At 61.8% G+C, this 15,126-nt stretch carries 9 protein-coding genes, 1 tRNA gene and 1 pseudogene; 3 read left to right on the top strand and 8 right to left on the bottom strand.

From position 1 onward, the window contains the following. Window positions 1–7 precede the first annotated feature (7 nt). Window positions 8–231: pseudogene (locus AC245Y_RS02165) on the top strand (helix-turn-helix domain-containing protein); the annotation flags it as partial. 106 nt (window positions 232–337) lie between these two features. Here AC245Y_RS02165 and AC245Y_RS02160 read toward each other — a convergent pair. Beyond that, window positions 338–414: transfer RNA gene (locus tag AC245Y_RS02160), tRNA-His, on the bottom strand. A 130-nt stretch (window positions 415–544) separates the two neighbouring features. Next, window positions 545–994: a phasin gene (locus tag AC245Y_RS02155; protein ID WP_003545621.1), complete on the bottom strand. Its 450-nt coding sequence runs from the start codon at window positions 992–994 to the stop codon at window positions 545–547. Window positions 995–1,207: 213 nt separating this feature from the next. Here AC245Y_RS02155 and AC245Y_RS02150 point away from each other — a divergent pair, with 213 nt between their 5' ends. Then, window positions 1,208–5,077, top strand: a complete 3,870-nt coding sequence (locus AC245Y_RS02150; RefSeq protein ID WP_017992981.1) for an ATP-binding protein — start codon at window positions 1,208–1,210, stop codon at window positions 5,075–5,077. Window positions 5,078–5,292: 215 nt separating this feature from the next. Here AC245Y_RS02150 and AC245Y_RS02145 read toward each other — a convergent pair whose 3' ends face one another. Then, a complete protein-coding gene (locus tag AC245Y_RS02145) occupies window positions 5,293–7,245 on the bottom strand; it encodes an acetoacetate--CoA ligase (protein WP_017990315.1) in 1,953 nt (650 codons plus the stop codon). A gap of 275 nt (window positions 7,246–7,520) precedes the next feature. Between AC245Y_RS02145 and AC245Y_RS02140 the strand changes: the two genes are divergently transcribed. Next, window positions 7,521–9,413, top strand: a complete 1,893-nt coding sequence (locus AC245Y_RS02140; protein ID WP_017992980.1) for an AsmA family protein — start codon at window positions 7,521–7,523, stop codon at window positions 9,411–9,413. Between the two features lie 16 nt (window positions 9,414–9,429). Here AC245Y_RS02140 and AC245Y_RS02135 read toward each other — a convergent pair whose 3' ends face one another. The 5 genes from AC245Y_RS02135 to AC245Y_RS02115 form a co-directional block, all read right to left on the bottom strand. Beyond that, window positions 9,430–10,248: an ABC transporter permease gene (locus AC245Y_RS02135; protein ID WP_017992979.1), complete on the bottom strand. Its 819-nt coding sequence runs from the start codon at window positions 10,246–10,248 to the stop codon at window positions 9,430–9,432. 3 nt (window positions 10,249–10,251) lie between these two features. Then, complete coding sequence (locus AC245Y_RS02130; RefSeq protein ID WP_017992978.1) at window positions 10,252–11,163, bottom strand: ABC transporter permease subunit; 912 nt, start codon at window positions 11,161–11,163, stop codon at window positions 10,252–10,254. 4 nt (window positions 11,164–11,167) lie between these two features. Beyond that, window positions 11,168–12,310: an ABC transporter ATP-binding protein gene (locus AC245Y_RS02125; RefSeq protein ID WP_017992977.1), complete on the bottom strand. Its 1,143-nt coding sequence runs from the start codon at window positions 12,308–12,310 to the stop codon at window positions 11,168–11,170. Window positions 12,311–12,399: 89 nt separating this feature from the next. Then, complete coding sequence (locus AC245Y_RS02120) at window positions 12,400–13,497, bottom strand: polyamine ABC transporter substrate-binding protein (RefSeq protein ID WP_003545606.1); 1,098 nt, start codon at window positions 13,495–13,497, stop codon at window positions 12,400–12,402. A gap of 125 nt (window positions 13,498–13,622) precedes the next feature. Next, window positions 13,623–15,032, bottom strand: coding sequence for a helix-turn-helix domain-containing protein (locus tag AC245Y_RS02115; protein WP_017992976.1), 1,410 nt, complete (start codon window positions 15,030–15,032; stop codon window positions 13,623–13,625). Window positions 15,033–15,126: the final 94 nt, after the last annotated feature.

Raw genomic sequence — 15,126 nt, 5'->3', positions numbered from 1 at the left:
GCGAACGGAATTCGCCATCTCGGGCACGACCGGCTACAAAATCTTCAATTGCTACAAAGATGACGGCCTGGAAGCCCTGACGGATCTGTCTTGCGCCCGGTGCGTTGCGCCAACCAACTACCTCAGCCGGTCGAGGCGATGATCATCTGGCAAAAGAAGCCGCATTGGGGTGCCAGGAAGCTCGGAGAACTGCTGGTCAAGCGCCTACCCAGCGATGTGCGCGTGCCGTCAAGCAAAGGACTTTGCGATCGATCGACGACCCGTTTCTGCACGAGGTTGCCACCCATGTCTTAGGGACGATCTGTTACCTATGTCTTCGATATGGACAAGTGGGAGATGGTACGGTTGGGGGGTCTCGAACCTCCGACCTCAGGTGCCACAAACCTGCGCTCTAACCAACTGAGCTACAACCGCATATATCGCGCTTGGCGCGACGGGGGTCACATACGAGGACTTGGAGATGAATTCAAGCCCCATTCCTCGTCAATATACAAAAAGGCTGGACGCGAGGTCCAGCCTTTTATCTCCGATCGGTAAAGACCGATCAGGCAACCTTGAAGGAAGCCATGGCCTTTTCGGCTGCGTCCTTCGAAGGCTTTGCGAGCTTCTCGGCCACCTGCTTGGTGGTTTCCTGGATCGACTTCGCCTGCTCGACGGTGAGTTCGGCCTGCTTGCGGATGAACGAGGTCTGCAGCTCGAAGAATTCGGCCGGGGACTTGACGCCGAGCAGCGCTTCGAAGTGCGACAGCGAGTTCTCGGAATTGATGCGCAGGATGTCGATCGCCTTCAGGCCGATCTCGACCGAGCCGGCCTGTGCCGTCTGGACGGTGGCTTCGAGCGTCTTGCCGGCTTCCTCGCCAGCGGTCTTCAGCTTGGCATAGGCATCCTTCGACTGCTGAGCGCCCTTTTCGGCGAATTCACGGAAGGATTCCGTGAACTTGGACGGGTCGAAAGAAGCGATTGAAAAAACGTCGTCGGTCTTTATGGTAGCCATGGGTCGCATCCTTTGGGTTGAGGCAGCCGCTGCCTGCGTTAGTTGGATGATGCTTATATAAGACATTTCATTGTGCATTGCAACAATTATTGTGCAGCGCACAAGACGTTAACCTTTCCGGCCGAAAACCCCCTCCTCTTCTGGACCGGCATGCGCCTCGCAGTTATTAATAAGCCGTTAATTTAAGAAGGCCGACAGCGACAAGGTTCGAACATGCCCGCAGTCCAATATCCGTTCATCGATATCGCCGTGCATGCACGGGTGCGGGAACGCTTTTCACGCGGCGAGGCCATGGTGCTGTTTTCGGCCGATCTTGCGCGCCTGCTCTGGGCGAACGGTGCGGGTGCGGAGCTTTTCGGCCATTCGGCAGTCTATGACCTGCTCGATCAGGGGGTCGAGCGCACCGACATCACCTTCCGCCAGCTGGAAACGGCGGCACGCCAGTTGACCGATATCGGCGACAGCCGCAGCCTGATGATCCGCGTTGCGAAGGGCTTCCAGCGTGCACAGGTGCAGGCGGCAGCCGAACTGATCCGGCTTTCCCAGGGCGAAAAGGCCATCCTGTTTTCGGTGCCGGTCTCGGCAAAGCCGCTCGCGGCCGGCGCATCGGCGGCCCAGATGCTGCAGGGACTTGATGATCCCGACACGCATATGGCGGTGATCGGCGCCAATGGCGAGGTCATCGCGGCTTCGCCGGGCTTTGCCTCGCTCGGGATCTCCGAGCAGACGGCAAAGACCTTGATCAACCTTGCCGGCGCCCATCCCGACCGATTGGTGAAGCGACCTGTCGCCACCGGCAGAGGCAATTTTCCGGCCGCGGTCGGCAAGCTCAGCGACGATCCGGCGCTCAATCTGCTCTTTGCAGTGGAGACCGCGATCGGTCTTCTCGACCCGCTGGACGCGCCCGCGCTCGACCCGGTCGATGCGCCCACGCTCGATCCAGTCGATGCGCCCGCACAGGAAGAAAGCGCGCCGCCGGCCGAAGCGCTTCAGGACGAGCCTCTCGCCACCGCAGGCTTCATCGAGATCATCGACGCGGTCTCGGGGATCGAAGAGGTCGAGGAGACGCTGGAAGAGATCGCCGGCGAAAGCGAACAGCCGGCCGAGACAGCCGCAGCATCCACAGACGAGATGGTTGAAGAGACGCATCCTGCCGCGAATGCGGAGCCGGAGAGCGACGGCGGCATGATCGATCGCCGCGCGGATGAGACCACCGAGCCCACCGCGGTCATCGAGGACGATGTGACCTCCATTGCCGAGACGGTGGAAACGACGACGACGGAAGCGCCTGCCGAAGCCAGCGAAACGCCTATCGAAGACGCGCCGGAAGTGGTCTCCCACGAACCCGCCAGCGAAACGCCTGTAGTCGCCGACGCCACCCCTGCCCTTCAGCTTGAGGCTGAGCCCGGCTTCGTCTTCAGGCCGAACAGCCGCGCCACGCGCTTCGTCTGGAAGATCGACGCCGAAGGCCGGTTCAACGAGGTCAGCCACGAATTTGCCGAGGCCGTCGGTCCGCATGCGTCCGACATCATCGGATCTGCCTTCGGCGATGTCGCTGCCCTCTTCAATCTCGATCCCGACGGCAAACTTTCCGAGGCGCTCGCCCGCCGCGACACATGGTCTGGCAAGACGATCCTCTGGCCGGTCGAAGGCACCAGCCTCGTCGTTCCGGTCGATCTGGCGGCGCTGCCGACCTATACCCGCAACCGCGACTTCGATGGCTTCCGCGGCTTCGGCGTCGTGCGGCTTTCCGATGCGCAGGAAGATCCGCTGGCGCTCGGCCTGACGCTCGGCCCTGATGGTATCGGCCATGATGCAGCGAGCCTCGGCCCACCCGCCGAGGCCAATGCCGAGGTGGCACACGAAGCGGAGACAGTGCTTGAAGAGCCCCTGATCGATCTCGCCCCGACGCAAGAGGTCGAGGATCAGGCGGTTACGGCAAGCGAACCACAGACGGAGCCAGAGCCGGAAGAGATTTCTACCGAGCAGGCGGCCATCGAGACACCTGCCCAGGAAAGTGCTGCAGAAAAAGCGGAAGGCAGCGCCGATGCCGGCGACGTTTCCGCCGCCGAGCCGGTAGCGGAATTTTCGCAAGAGCCGCCGGCGCTTCGGATTTCGGAAACGCCCAATCGCCGGTTCTCCGACAAGATCGTTCAGCTCCACAACAGCGGCGCCGGACTGACGGCTGCCGAACAGGCCAATTTCCGCGAGATCGCCAAGCGGCTCGAAGCCTTCGGCACCCGCAAGGAAGAGCCTGCCGCCCCGGCGCCGATGGAACCCAGCGCCACGGAAACGGCCGGCTTCAACGAGGCCTCCAGCCTCGAAGCGTTCGAGGGCGAAACACCCACCGCCGACGACGCAGACATACCGTCGCTCGAGGAGATCGCGCCGCAGGAAGCGATCTTCGAGAATGCCGTCGAGGCGGAGCGCGAAGACGATGGCGCCGCCGAAGAACCGGCTGTCATCGCCGAGGACGAGGCGACGGAAGGGCTTGAGGAGACGGCCAGCCAGATCGAGGTTCTCACCAGCTTCATCCCGCCGCGCATCAAGATGACGGACGGACTTTCGGTGGGAACGGTCGACCAACTGCCTGTTGCCGTGCTCATCCATATCGGCGATGCGCTGATCCATGCCAATCCGGAATTCATGCGGCTGACGGGCTACGGTTCGCTCGAGGCATTGCGCGAAGTGGGCGGCATCGAGGCCCTGCTGCAGCGCCGCGACCTTGAGGAGAATGCCGCAGGCTCCGGCACCATGATGCTCGTCAAGGCCGACGATACGCTGGCGCCGGTAACCGCGCGGCTGCAGTCGGTGCGCTGGGAAGACGCCAACGCCCTGATGCTGGCGCTGATGCCGGTGGAAGGCAAGGAAGATGGCCGCAGTGACGCAAACCGGACCGATGGCCGGTCCGACGGCCGCTCTGAAGGCCGCCCCGAGCGGATGGTCGAGAAGGTCGCCAAACTCCAGGTCGAAGTGGAAGAATTGCGCTCGATCCTGGAAACGGCGACCGACGGCGTCGTCGTCATCGGCACGGAGGGCGACATCCGCTCGATGAACCGGTCGGCCAGCGCGCTTTTCAATTACGACGAACAGGAGACGCGCGGCAAACCCTTCGTCATGCTGTTTGCCCATGAGAGCCAGAAGGCAGTCATCGACTATCTGAACGGCCTCTCCGACCATGGCGTGGCAAGCGTGTTGAACGACGGGCGCGAAGTGATCGGCCGCGAGGCCGCCGGCGGCTTCGTGCCGCTGTTCATGACGATGGGCCAGCTCACCTCTTCCAACGGCTATTGCGCCGTCATCCGCGATATCACCCAATGGAAGCGCACCGAGGACGAACTGCGCAACGCCAAGGGTGCGGCCGAAACCGCCAACGCCCACAAGACCGATTTCCTCGCCCGCGTCAGTCACGAGATCCGTACGCCGCTCAACGCCATCATCGGCTTTTCCGACATGATGGCCGGTGAGCGCTTCGGGCCGATCGGCCATCCGCGTTATATCGAATATGCCAACGACATCGGCCGCTCCGGCCGGCATGTGCTCGATATCGTCAACGACCTGCTCGACATTTCGAAGATCGAGGCGGGCGAGATGGATCTCGATTTTGCTGCCGTCGGCCTCAACGAGGCGGTCTCCGAGGCCGTGGCTCTGGTGCAACCGCAGGCGAACGGCCAGCGCGTCATCATCCGCACGGCGCTGTCGCATGCCGTGCCCGAGGTCGTGGCGGATCTGCGCTCGATCAAGCAGATCGCGCTCAACATCCTGTCGAACGCCATCCGCTTCACCCCGTCAGGCGGGCAGATCGTCGTTTCCACGTCCTATGAGGCGAATGGCAGCGTTGTCCTCAGGGTCCGCGATACCGGCATCGGCATGACGCGCAGCGAGCTCGACCAAGCGATGAAGCCGTTCCGGCAGGTCTCCTCGACCCAATCGCGTCACCGCGGCGACGGCACCGGGCTCGGCCTGCCGTTGACCAAGGCGATGGTGGATGCCAACCGGGCGACCTTCTCGATCAATTCGGCGCCGAACGAGGGCACGCTCGTCGAGATCACCTTCCCGTCGCAGCGGGTGCTGGCCGGTTGATAAAGAAAAGGCAGCCAAGAGGCCGCCTTTGAATTTGGTGCTGTTCAACAAGAGCTCAGTCGATCAACGTCATGTTTCGGAGGCCGGAAGGCCCCAGGCCGCATCGTTCATGTGCGGCCCCCAAGTTAGCTTCACCTTTGACAAACCTTTCTTAACGAAAGGTTTCCATGACAGGAGATTGATAAAGGGTGAAAGCTTGTAATCTACGATCGCTGTCAATCCTTCAGCTCGCTTAGCCCGGCGAAGAGCCCCAGCGCCTCTGGATTGGCAAGCGCTTCCTGGTTCTTCACCGGCCGGCCGTGAACGACCTCGCGCACCGCAAGCTCGACGATCTTGCCGGACTTGGTGCGGGGAATATCGGCAACCGCGATAATCTTCGCCGGCACGTGCCGAGGCGAGGCGCCGGTGCGGATGCGGGTCTTGATCGCCTTGACGAGATCCTCGGTCAACGTCACATCCGGGGCAAGGCGGACGAAGAGGATGACGCGCACGTCGTCGTCCCAGTCCTGGCCGATGCAGAGCGCCTCGGCCACCTCCTCCATCTGCTCTACCTGATTGTAGATCTCGGCCGTGCCGATGCGAACGCCGCCGGGATTGAGCGTCGCATCCGAACGGCCGTGAATGACAAGACCGCCATGCTCCGTCCATTCGGCGAAATCGCCGTGGCACCAGACATTGTCGAACCGGTCGAAATAGGCGGCGCGATATTTGGCGCCATCGGGGTCGTTCCAGAACATCACCGGCATCGAGGGGAAGGCCTTGGTGCAGACGAGCTCACCCTTCTCCCCACGCACCGACTTGCCGTCATCGTTCCAGACGTCGACGGCAAGGCCGAGGCCGGCCCCCTGGATCTCGCCGCGCCAGACTGGCTGCAGCGGATTGCCGAGCACGAAGCAGGAGACGATATCGGTGCCACCTGAGATCGAGGCGAGCTGTACGTCTTCCTTGATACCCTCGTAGACGAAGGTGAACCCTTCCGGCGACAGCGGCGAACCGGTGGAGGTCATCAGCCGCAGGCTGGAGAGATCGTGGCTGACGCGCGGCGTCAGCCCGCCCTTGCGCACCGCGTCGATATATTTCGCCGAGGTGCCGAAGATGGCGAATTTTTCGGCCTCGGCATAGTCGAACAGCACGTTGCCATCGGGGGCGAAGGGCGAACCGTCGAACAGGCAGAGCGTCGCGCCGCTGGCGAGACCGCTGACCAGCCAGTTCCACATCATCCAGCCGCAGGTGGTGAAATAAAACAGCTTCTCGCCCGCCTGCAGGCCGCAATGCAGCCGCTGCTCCTTGAGGTGCTGCAGCAGCGTACCGCCGGCCGAATGCACGATGCATTTCGGCACGCCTGTCGTGCCTGACGAAAAGAGAATGTAGAGAGGGTGCGAAAAGCCAAGCTGCGTGAACTCGACTTCCTTTGCCTCATAGGGCGCGACGAAGGCTTCAAGCGTCGAAGCCTCCGGCGTTGCCCGCGCCACCGCCTTGGCATCGCCGGCGTAATGGACGATGATCGTGGGAACACCCAGGCTTTTTGCGACTGTGGCGACCTTTGCGCCGACATCCTGCAGCTTGCCGGAATACCAATAGGCATCGCAGGCGATGAAGAGCCTTGGCTCAATCTGGCCGAAGCGGTCGAGCACACCCTGCTCGCCGAAATCAGGAGAACAGGACGACCAGATGGCGCCGATCGAGGCGGCGGCGAGCATGGCGGCGACGGTTTCCGGCATGTTCGGCATCATGGCGGCGATGCGGTCACCCTTGCCGATGCCGCGTGCTGCGAAGGCCTGCTGCAGCTTCGAGACCAGCACACGCAGCCGGTCCCACGACCAGCGGTCCTCGGCCTTGTCCTCGCCGCGGAAGATGATTGCATCACCCTCACCGCGGCCCGACAGCAGGTTTTCGGCGAAGTTCAGCGTCGCATCGGGAAAGAAGCAGGCTTCCAGCATGCGGTCGCCATTGGCTAACACCTCTGCGCCACGCTCTCCCTTGACGCCGCAGAAATCCCAGACGGTCGACCAGAAATTCTCCCGCTCGGCCACCGACCATGCATGCAGATCCTCAAAGCCTGAAAGAGAAAGCCCGAAATCGGCATTGCAGCGCTCCATGAAGGCATGGATCGGGCTTTTTGCAACGGCATCCGCCGAGGGCACCCAAAGTGGTCTGTTATCCTGCATTCAATCCTCCTCCCCAATGCCGTCCTTATATCATGCTGCATTGCATTATAAAGCGTGGAACCGACGCGATCCGACGCCTAGAGTATGATGTCGAAAAGTGTGAGCGATTTTCGGACGACATCATGCTCCAACTATTCAATTGAAAGTGCTACAGCGTCCTTTGCGCGTCTGAAAAGACGTGTGGCGCTGTAGGGATTTGCATATGCCTGATATTTCCTATATCCGGCGAAATCAGCGCATAACGGGATGACCGGCTGAATTTGCCGGCGGAGATCATGAGCACGTCAAGACATCGCAGGTGGCGCAGGAAGATCGGACCCGTTTCGCGCTGGCTTCCGGCCTTTGCCCGCCTGTCGACGGTGTTCCTGCTGATCGCGCTGGCGCTTTTCGTGGCGCTCAGGGTTGCCGCACCCTATCTCATCTCGACCGGTTTCGTGCGCTCCGGCATCGAGGACACGCTGTCCAAATGGACCGGCTACCATGCCGAAATCAAAGGTAGTCCGGTTCTCGAATTCTGGCCGACGCCACGCATCACGCTGAACCAGATCACCATCCGCCAACCGCGCGAAAGCGGCGACAAGCTGCTCGGCAGCATCGAAAGCCTGTCGGCGGATTTCAGCCTCATCGACGCGTTGAGAGGCCGGACGAGCTTCCACGAATTCCACCTGGTGCGCCCCAACCTGGCACTGACGCGCGACGAAAAAGGGCTGATCGACTGGAGTTATGCCGGCCTGCTGGCACGCGCGATCAGCGGCGTACGTTACGAAAACGGAGCCGAGGTGCTCGATCCCGATCTCGATGCCGAGATCGGCGCGGTGACCGTCGAGGACGGCACGCTTGTGGTCACCGACATCAAGTCCGCCACGACCTATCATTTCGACAGCGTCACCGCCGATATCGCCTGGCCGAGACTATCCGGCGCGATCTCGGCGGTGGTCATCGCCCGTATCAACGGCGAGGACCTGAAAGTCGATTTCGCCTCGCGCCAGCCGCTGCTCGCCTTTGCCGGCAGGAATGCCGAGACACGGACGTCGCTCACATCAAACCTTTTGACCGCGCACTTCCAGGGCATCGCCAGTATCGCCAATCTTTCGGCCCTTTCCGGCAATATCACCGCCAGCATTCCCGATGTGCCCGCACTTCTGACATGGTCGGGTAAATCGATCGCCGGCATCGCAACACTGAAGAGCGCCTCGCTGGAATCCGACATCATGTCGTCGGGCAACGGGCTGCGCTTCAACAATCTCAGCCTCTCGCTGAACGAAGCGAGCGCCACCGGGGTGATGGACCTTTTCACCCAACCCGGCAAACGACCGAAAATCGGCGGCACGCTCGCCTTCGACCAGATGAACCTCAAGCCGTTCCTCGACGCCTTCGCGCTCAGGCTCGCCGCCGGCGAGGCGGAGGAAATCTCCGCCGGCATCAGCGGACCGTTGCGGGTGCTCGATGTCGACGTCAGGCTTTCGGCGCGGCGCGCGCAGATGGGTCTCTTCGAGCTTTCCGATGTCGGCGCCAGCATGATCGTTGCCGGCGGCGAGGCGAAATTCGATATTGGCGACAGCCAGTTCGAAGGCGGTGAAATGACCGCGCATCTGGAAGCGACGCAGCGCGACTTCGACGGCGGCGGCAAGCTGCAGCTGTCGATCCGCAATGCCGACTTCGCAGCCCTTGCCGAGCGCCTGCAGCTGAAGGGTCCGCTGCCGCTTGCAACCGGATCGCTCGATCTCGACCTGCAGTCGCCGAAGGCGATCTGGACGACCGGTCTTGCCGACGTCACCGGCAGGCTGCACTTCTGGACGAGGGAAGGCACGATCCCCGGCATCGACGCCGCAGCGCTCCGGACGCAGGCGGCCGAAAAACCGTTCTTTCCGCTGAGCGCGGCGGCAGGCGGTGCCTTCGCCTTCAACCAGCTCAACCTTCAGGCCGATTTCGCCAACGGTTCCGCCGAGATGCACGACGCCCGAATCGCCGGTGCCACACAGACGCTGACGCTTTCCGGCGTCATCACCTATCAGTCGAACGGGCTGGCGCTTTCCGGATCGCTGGCGGCGACCGATCCTGCCAAGGCGGCGGAGCTGCCGCTTCTGCCGTTCTTCATCGGCGGTTCATGGCCGAACCCGGTGATCTCGCCGGTTCCGCTTTTCGGCAATACGCCTCAGGCGCAATAAAGCGCGTTGCACGGCATCAGGCGCCGGCGGCGGCTGCACGCTCGTCCCGCTGGCGCTGGATTTCCTGACGCTTGGTGACGATCGAGGCGCAGATGACACCAACGGCCACGATCGCGATCAGGATCGTGCACACCGCATTGATCTCAGGCGTCACGCCGAGACGCACCTGGCTGTAGATCCTCATCGGCAGCGTAGTGGCGCCCGGCCCCGAGGTGAAACTGGCAATCACCAGATCGTCGAGCGACAGGGTGAAGGCAAGGATCCAGCCGGAGAGCACAGCCGGCGCGATGATCGGCAGGGTGATCTCGAAGAAAGTCCGCACCGGCGGTGCGCCGAGATCCTGCGCCGCTTCCTCGATCGATTGATCGAAGCTCAACAGGCGCGACTGCACGACGACGGCGACGAAGCACATGGTCAGCGTCGTATGCGCGAGCGTGATCGTCCAGAAGCCGCGGTCGAAACCGATCGCGACGAAGAGCAGCAGCAGCGACAGGCCGGTGATGACGTCAGGCATGACGAGCGGCGCGTAGATCATACCCGAAAACAGCATGCGGCCGCGAAAGTGTGTGTAGCGCACCAGCGTCAACGCCGCCATCGTGCCGAGAATGGTTGCGAGCGTTGCCGACAACAGGCCGACACGGATCGTCACCCAGGCGGCGTCGAGCAGGCCCTGGTTCGAGAGCAGCGAGACATACCACTTGGTGGAGAAGCCGCCCCAGACGGTGACGAGCTTCGATTCATTGAAGGAGAAGATCACCAGCAGCACGATCGGCAGGTAGAGAAAGGCAAAGCCGAGCGTGACGGAGATGATGTTGAAACGGGTCCATTTCAGCATGACTTATTTCCCCCGCTCTTCGGCCTTGGCCTGGGCATTCTGGAAGAAGACGATCGGGATCACCAGGATCATCAGCAGGATCGTTGCGACCGCCGAGGAGACCGGCCAATCGCGGTTGGCGTTGAATTCGTTCCAGAGCGTCTTGCCGATCATCAGCGTCTGCGAACCGCCGAGCAGGTCGGGAATGACGAATTCACCGACGGCGGGAATGAAGACCAGCATGCAGCCGGCCACCACGCCAGGGATCGACAGCGGAAAGGTGACCCGCCAGAAGGCCTTGATCGGCGTGCAACCAAGATCCTGCGCCGCCTCGATCAGCGTACCGTCCATCTTTTCCAGAGCCGAATAGAGCGGCAGCACCATGAAGGGCAGATAGGAATAGACGATGCCGATATAGACGGCGGTATTGGTGTTGAGAATGATCAGCGGGCTGTCGATGATGTGCAGCGACAGGAGAAGCTGGTTGAGAAGCCCTTCCGGCTTCAGGATCGCGATCCAGGAATAGACGCGAATCAGAAAGCTCGTCCAGAACGGTAGGATGACCAGCATCACCAGCGTCGGACGGATGCTGCGCGGCGCCTGTGCCATGCCATAGGCAATCGGATAGGCGATCAGCAGCGTGAGAAAAGTGGAGATCCCGGCAATCACCACGCTCGAGACATAGGCATTGAAATAGAGCGCGTCCTCGGTGAGGTAGCTGTAATTGTCGAAGGAGAGCTCTCCGATCTTGCTCCAGAGCCCGGCCCAACCATCAGCAAGCGCGAAGACCGGCTCGTAAGGCGGCATGGCGATCGCCGTCGTCGACAGCGAAATGCGGAAGACGATGAAGAAGGGCGCCAGGAAGAAGAGCAGCAGCCAAGTATAGGGGATGGCGATGACGAGGCGATTGTAGAGGCCGGACGTGAGCTTGCCCATGATGTCAATCCTTCAGCAGAATGCCGGCATTCTCATCGAAGGAGACCCAGACTTCCTGATCGTAGGTGAAGGGGTCGTCGACGGAGCGCTGCGCATTGAGGGACGAGGCCTTGACGATAGTGCCGCTCTGCAATTTTACATGGAAGACGGTCATGTCGCCGAGATAGGCGATGTCCCAGAGTTCGCCCCTGGCGGCGTTGACCGAAGCGTTGGCGGGAGGCGTGCGCCCGACCCGCATCTTTTCCGGCCGGATGGCGAAGCCGACGGCGCTGCCGGCCGAGGGTGTCTCGGCGGCAGCGACACGAACGCTGAAGCCGCTGTCGATTGATATCTCGATGGTACCGTTGCCCGATGAGGCGACCTTGCCGTCGAAGATGTTCACGTCGCCGATGAAATCCGCGACGAAGCGGGAATTCGGCGCCTCGTAGATTTCGGCAGGTGTCGCCACCTGCACGACCTTGCCATGGCTCATGACGGCGATGCGGTCGGCCATGGTCATCGCCTCTTCCTGGTCGTGGGTGACGACGACGAAGGTGAGGCCGAGGTTCTGCTGCAGGTCCATCAGCTCGAACTGGGTTTCCTCGCGCAGCTTCTTGTCGAGCGCGCCGAGCGGTTCGTCGAGCAGCAGCACCTTCGGGCGCTTGGCAAGCGAGCGAGCCAAGGCCACGCGCTGGCGCTGGCCGCCGGAAAGCTGGTTCGGCTTGCGGGAGGCAAACTGCTCAAGCTTGACCAGCTTCAGCATCTGCGAGACGCGGTCAGTCATCTCGTCCTTCGACATGCCGTCCTGCCTCAGGCCGAAGGCGATATTCTTCTCGACCGTCATGTGCGGGAAAAGCGCATAGGACTGGAACATCATGTTGACCGGACGCCTGTAGGGCGGCGTGCCGGCCATATCGGTGCCGTCGAGCACGATTTCGCCCGAGGTCGGCTGCTCGAAACCGGCGAGCATGCGCAGGAGCGTCGACTTGCCGCAACCCGAAGCGCCGAGCAGCGCGAAGAACTCGCGGTGATAGATGTTCAGCGACAGATCGTCGACGGCGGTAAAATCGCCGAAGCGCTTGGTGACATTCTTGAAAGCAATGAAGGGTTTTGCAGACGGATCGGTCCAAGGCGCAAAAGCGCGGCGGATATTGCCGAGAGACTTCATATTATTCCCCGAAATACAAGGTTCTGCCGGCCTCCACCCCGGCCGGTAATTAAAAGGCCCGGACGTTTCCGTCCGGGCCCAAGGCTGAATTACTGGCCGGTGACGACCTTCGTCCAGAGGCGCGTCCCCAGGCGCTGCGTTTTCGGATCCCACGGCTTGACCGTGAAGAGGTTCTTCATCACCTCCTCGGTCGGATAGATCGCCGGGTCTTCCAGAATCTCCTTGCTGACGAACTGCTGCGAAGCCTTGTTGCCGTTGGCATAGAAGGTGTGGTCGCTCGCCTTGGCGATGACCTCAGGCTTCATCAAGTAGTTCAGGAACTCGTGGGCTTCCGCGACATGGGGCGCATCGGCGGGGATCGCCATCATGTCGAACCACATCTGGGCGCCCTGCGAGGGGATCGAATAATTGACTTCGACCCCGTTCTTGGCTTCAGCCGCACGGTCGCGAGCCTGCAGCATGTCGCCGGAATAGCCGAAGGCGATGCAGATGTCGCCGTTGGCAAGCGCATTGATGTATTCGGACGAGTGGAACTTGCGGATATTGGGACGCACAGCCGTCAGCAGCTCTTCGGCCTTCTTGAAATCCTCAGCCTTTGTGGAGTTCGGGTCGAGGCCGAGATAACGGAACGCCGTGGAGATGACGTCCTTCGGTGTGTCGAGAACGTAGATGCCGCAATCCTTGAACTTTTCGGCGACCTTCGGATCGAAGATCACTTCAAGGCCGGGCTTGACATCGGGGCCGAGGATTTCAGCGACCTTCTTGACGTTGTAGCCGATGCCGTCCGTACCCCACATGTAGTCGACCGCGTGTTCGTTACCGGCGTCATATTCGGCGGTGCGCTGCTGGATCACATCCCACATGTTGGAAATGTTCGGCAGTTTCGACTTGTCGAGCTTCTGGAAGACGCCGGCCTGGATCTGGCGCTGCAGGAAGTCGGCAGTGGGAACGACGACGTCATAACCCGTGCCGCCGGCAAGCAGCTTGGTTTCCACGGTCTCGTTGGAATCGAAGGTGTCGTAGACGACCTTGATGCCGGTTTCCTTGGTGAAGTCGGTCAGGATCGAGTCGTCGATATAATCCGACCAGTTGTAAACGTTGACCACGCGCTCCTGCGCAATGGCCGGCGCGGCAGCAAGGAGTGCGGTAACGGCGGCGGCCGTCACGCATAGAATGGTTGACCTCATGACTTCTCCTGTTTTTTCAAAAGTTCCGCACCCCGGGCATCTTTTCCCTCTGGTTTTCGACGCAGACTAAGAAGGAATTTCTAAGCCCACAAGCGCAAAATCCTGCGCGCTCAATGATTTCACAATCACTGGAAGTCGAAGGCGCTGAGGCCTGCTACCATCTCGTCGAGCCCGAGCGGTCTCGTCACCGGCGGCTCGGCGCGGGAAAGGCAGCCGCGCCGCTCGCAAAGGCGACAGGCCGGACCGACCGCGACCGGCTCGAGCGCCGTCGCCTGCCCGTAGACCACACCTTCGCCAAGGGCAGCGTCGCAGCCGATGAGGATCGCGGTCCGCCTGACCCTTTCGCCGAATTCGACGCTCGGTCCCTCCAGGGTGCGGGCGACCGTCAGGAAGGATGCGCCATCCGGCATGACGACCGTTTCGGCGAGGATCTGGCCCGGCTGCAGGAAGGCGGCATGGATATTGAGCTTCGGACAGCCGCCGCCGAAACGCGCTTGCGGAAAGCCCTGGGCGCCGGCCCTGCGCAGCCGGTGGCCGGCGGCATCGATCTCGATCAGGAAGAAAGGAATGGCGGCCGCCCCGGGGCGCTGCAGCATGGCAAGGCGCGCAGCCGCCTGGCCGAAAGAGACGCCGAAACGCGCACGCAGAATATCGATATCGTAGCGCGTCGCCTTCGCTGCCGAGAGAAAGGCCTCGTAGGGCATTGCAAGCGCCAGTGCCGCGATACGGGCAAGCTCGAAGCGGGCGATGCGGCGCGCCTCGGCGGAGGAGAGAGGGAGATCGGCAAGCTCGGCATCTATTGCCGGCAGCAAAGCGAGAGTCGCGGCCTCGATTGATATCTCATGCGCACGGTCGGCCTGCGACAGGCGCTCCGAGATGAAAAGCCGCATCGAGTGGCGATCGAAACGGCGGCGCAGATCCGGCATGACGTGGACCGGCAAGACACGCACCGCGATGCCGCGCTCGGAACGCAACCAGTCCTTCAGCCCGGCAGCAAGATCGAGGCCGCCGGGGAGTGTTGCAGCAAAGGCTTCCGCCGCCGTCTCGATCTGTCCGAAATAGCCGGACCTGCGCTCCAGCGTCTCGCGCACCTCGTCCAGCGGCAAGCGGCCGGCGGCGACCGGCGCATGCCCTTCGGCGGCCATCAGCGCCGTCAGATCGGAGAGCCTTGCCGCCTGCTCGCGATAGGCGCGGTAGAGCTTGATCATGCCGCTTGCGGCATTGGGTGCTGCCTCGGCCACCTCCACCAATTCCTGATCACCCGGCAGTTCGCCCAAAAGCAGCGGATCGGCAAAGATCTCCTTGAGCTGGCCGAGACTGCCGCCGGTCTGTCCCCGCAACTCTTCCAGATCGACCCTGTAAACGCTTGCAAGCTTGAGAAGGAGCTGCACCGTCAACGGCCGCTGGTTGCGCTCGATCAGGTTCAGATAGGACGGCGATATTTCAAGCGCTTCGGCCATGGCGGTCTGCGTCAGCGCCAGCGCATTGCGGATGCGCCTGACTTTCGGGCCTGCAAATATCTTTCGTTCCGCCATGTCACACCCTTTGACAGCAAGGAGCGCTCATATTTACAAAATTTTACAAATTCACAGCGCCACTCTGTCAATCCTCCTCATCTTAACCTCTTTC

It is taken from the genome of Rhizobium sp. SRDI943 (assembly GCF_057653695.1).
The sequence above is the reverse complement of the archived record's forward strand: the minus strand, read 5'-3'. Positions and strand labels throughout refer to the sequence as shown.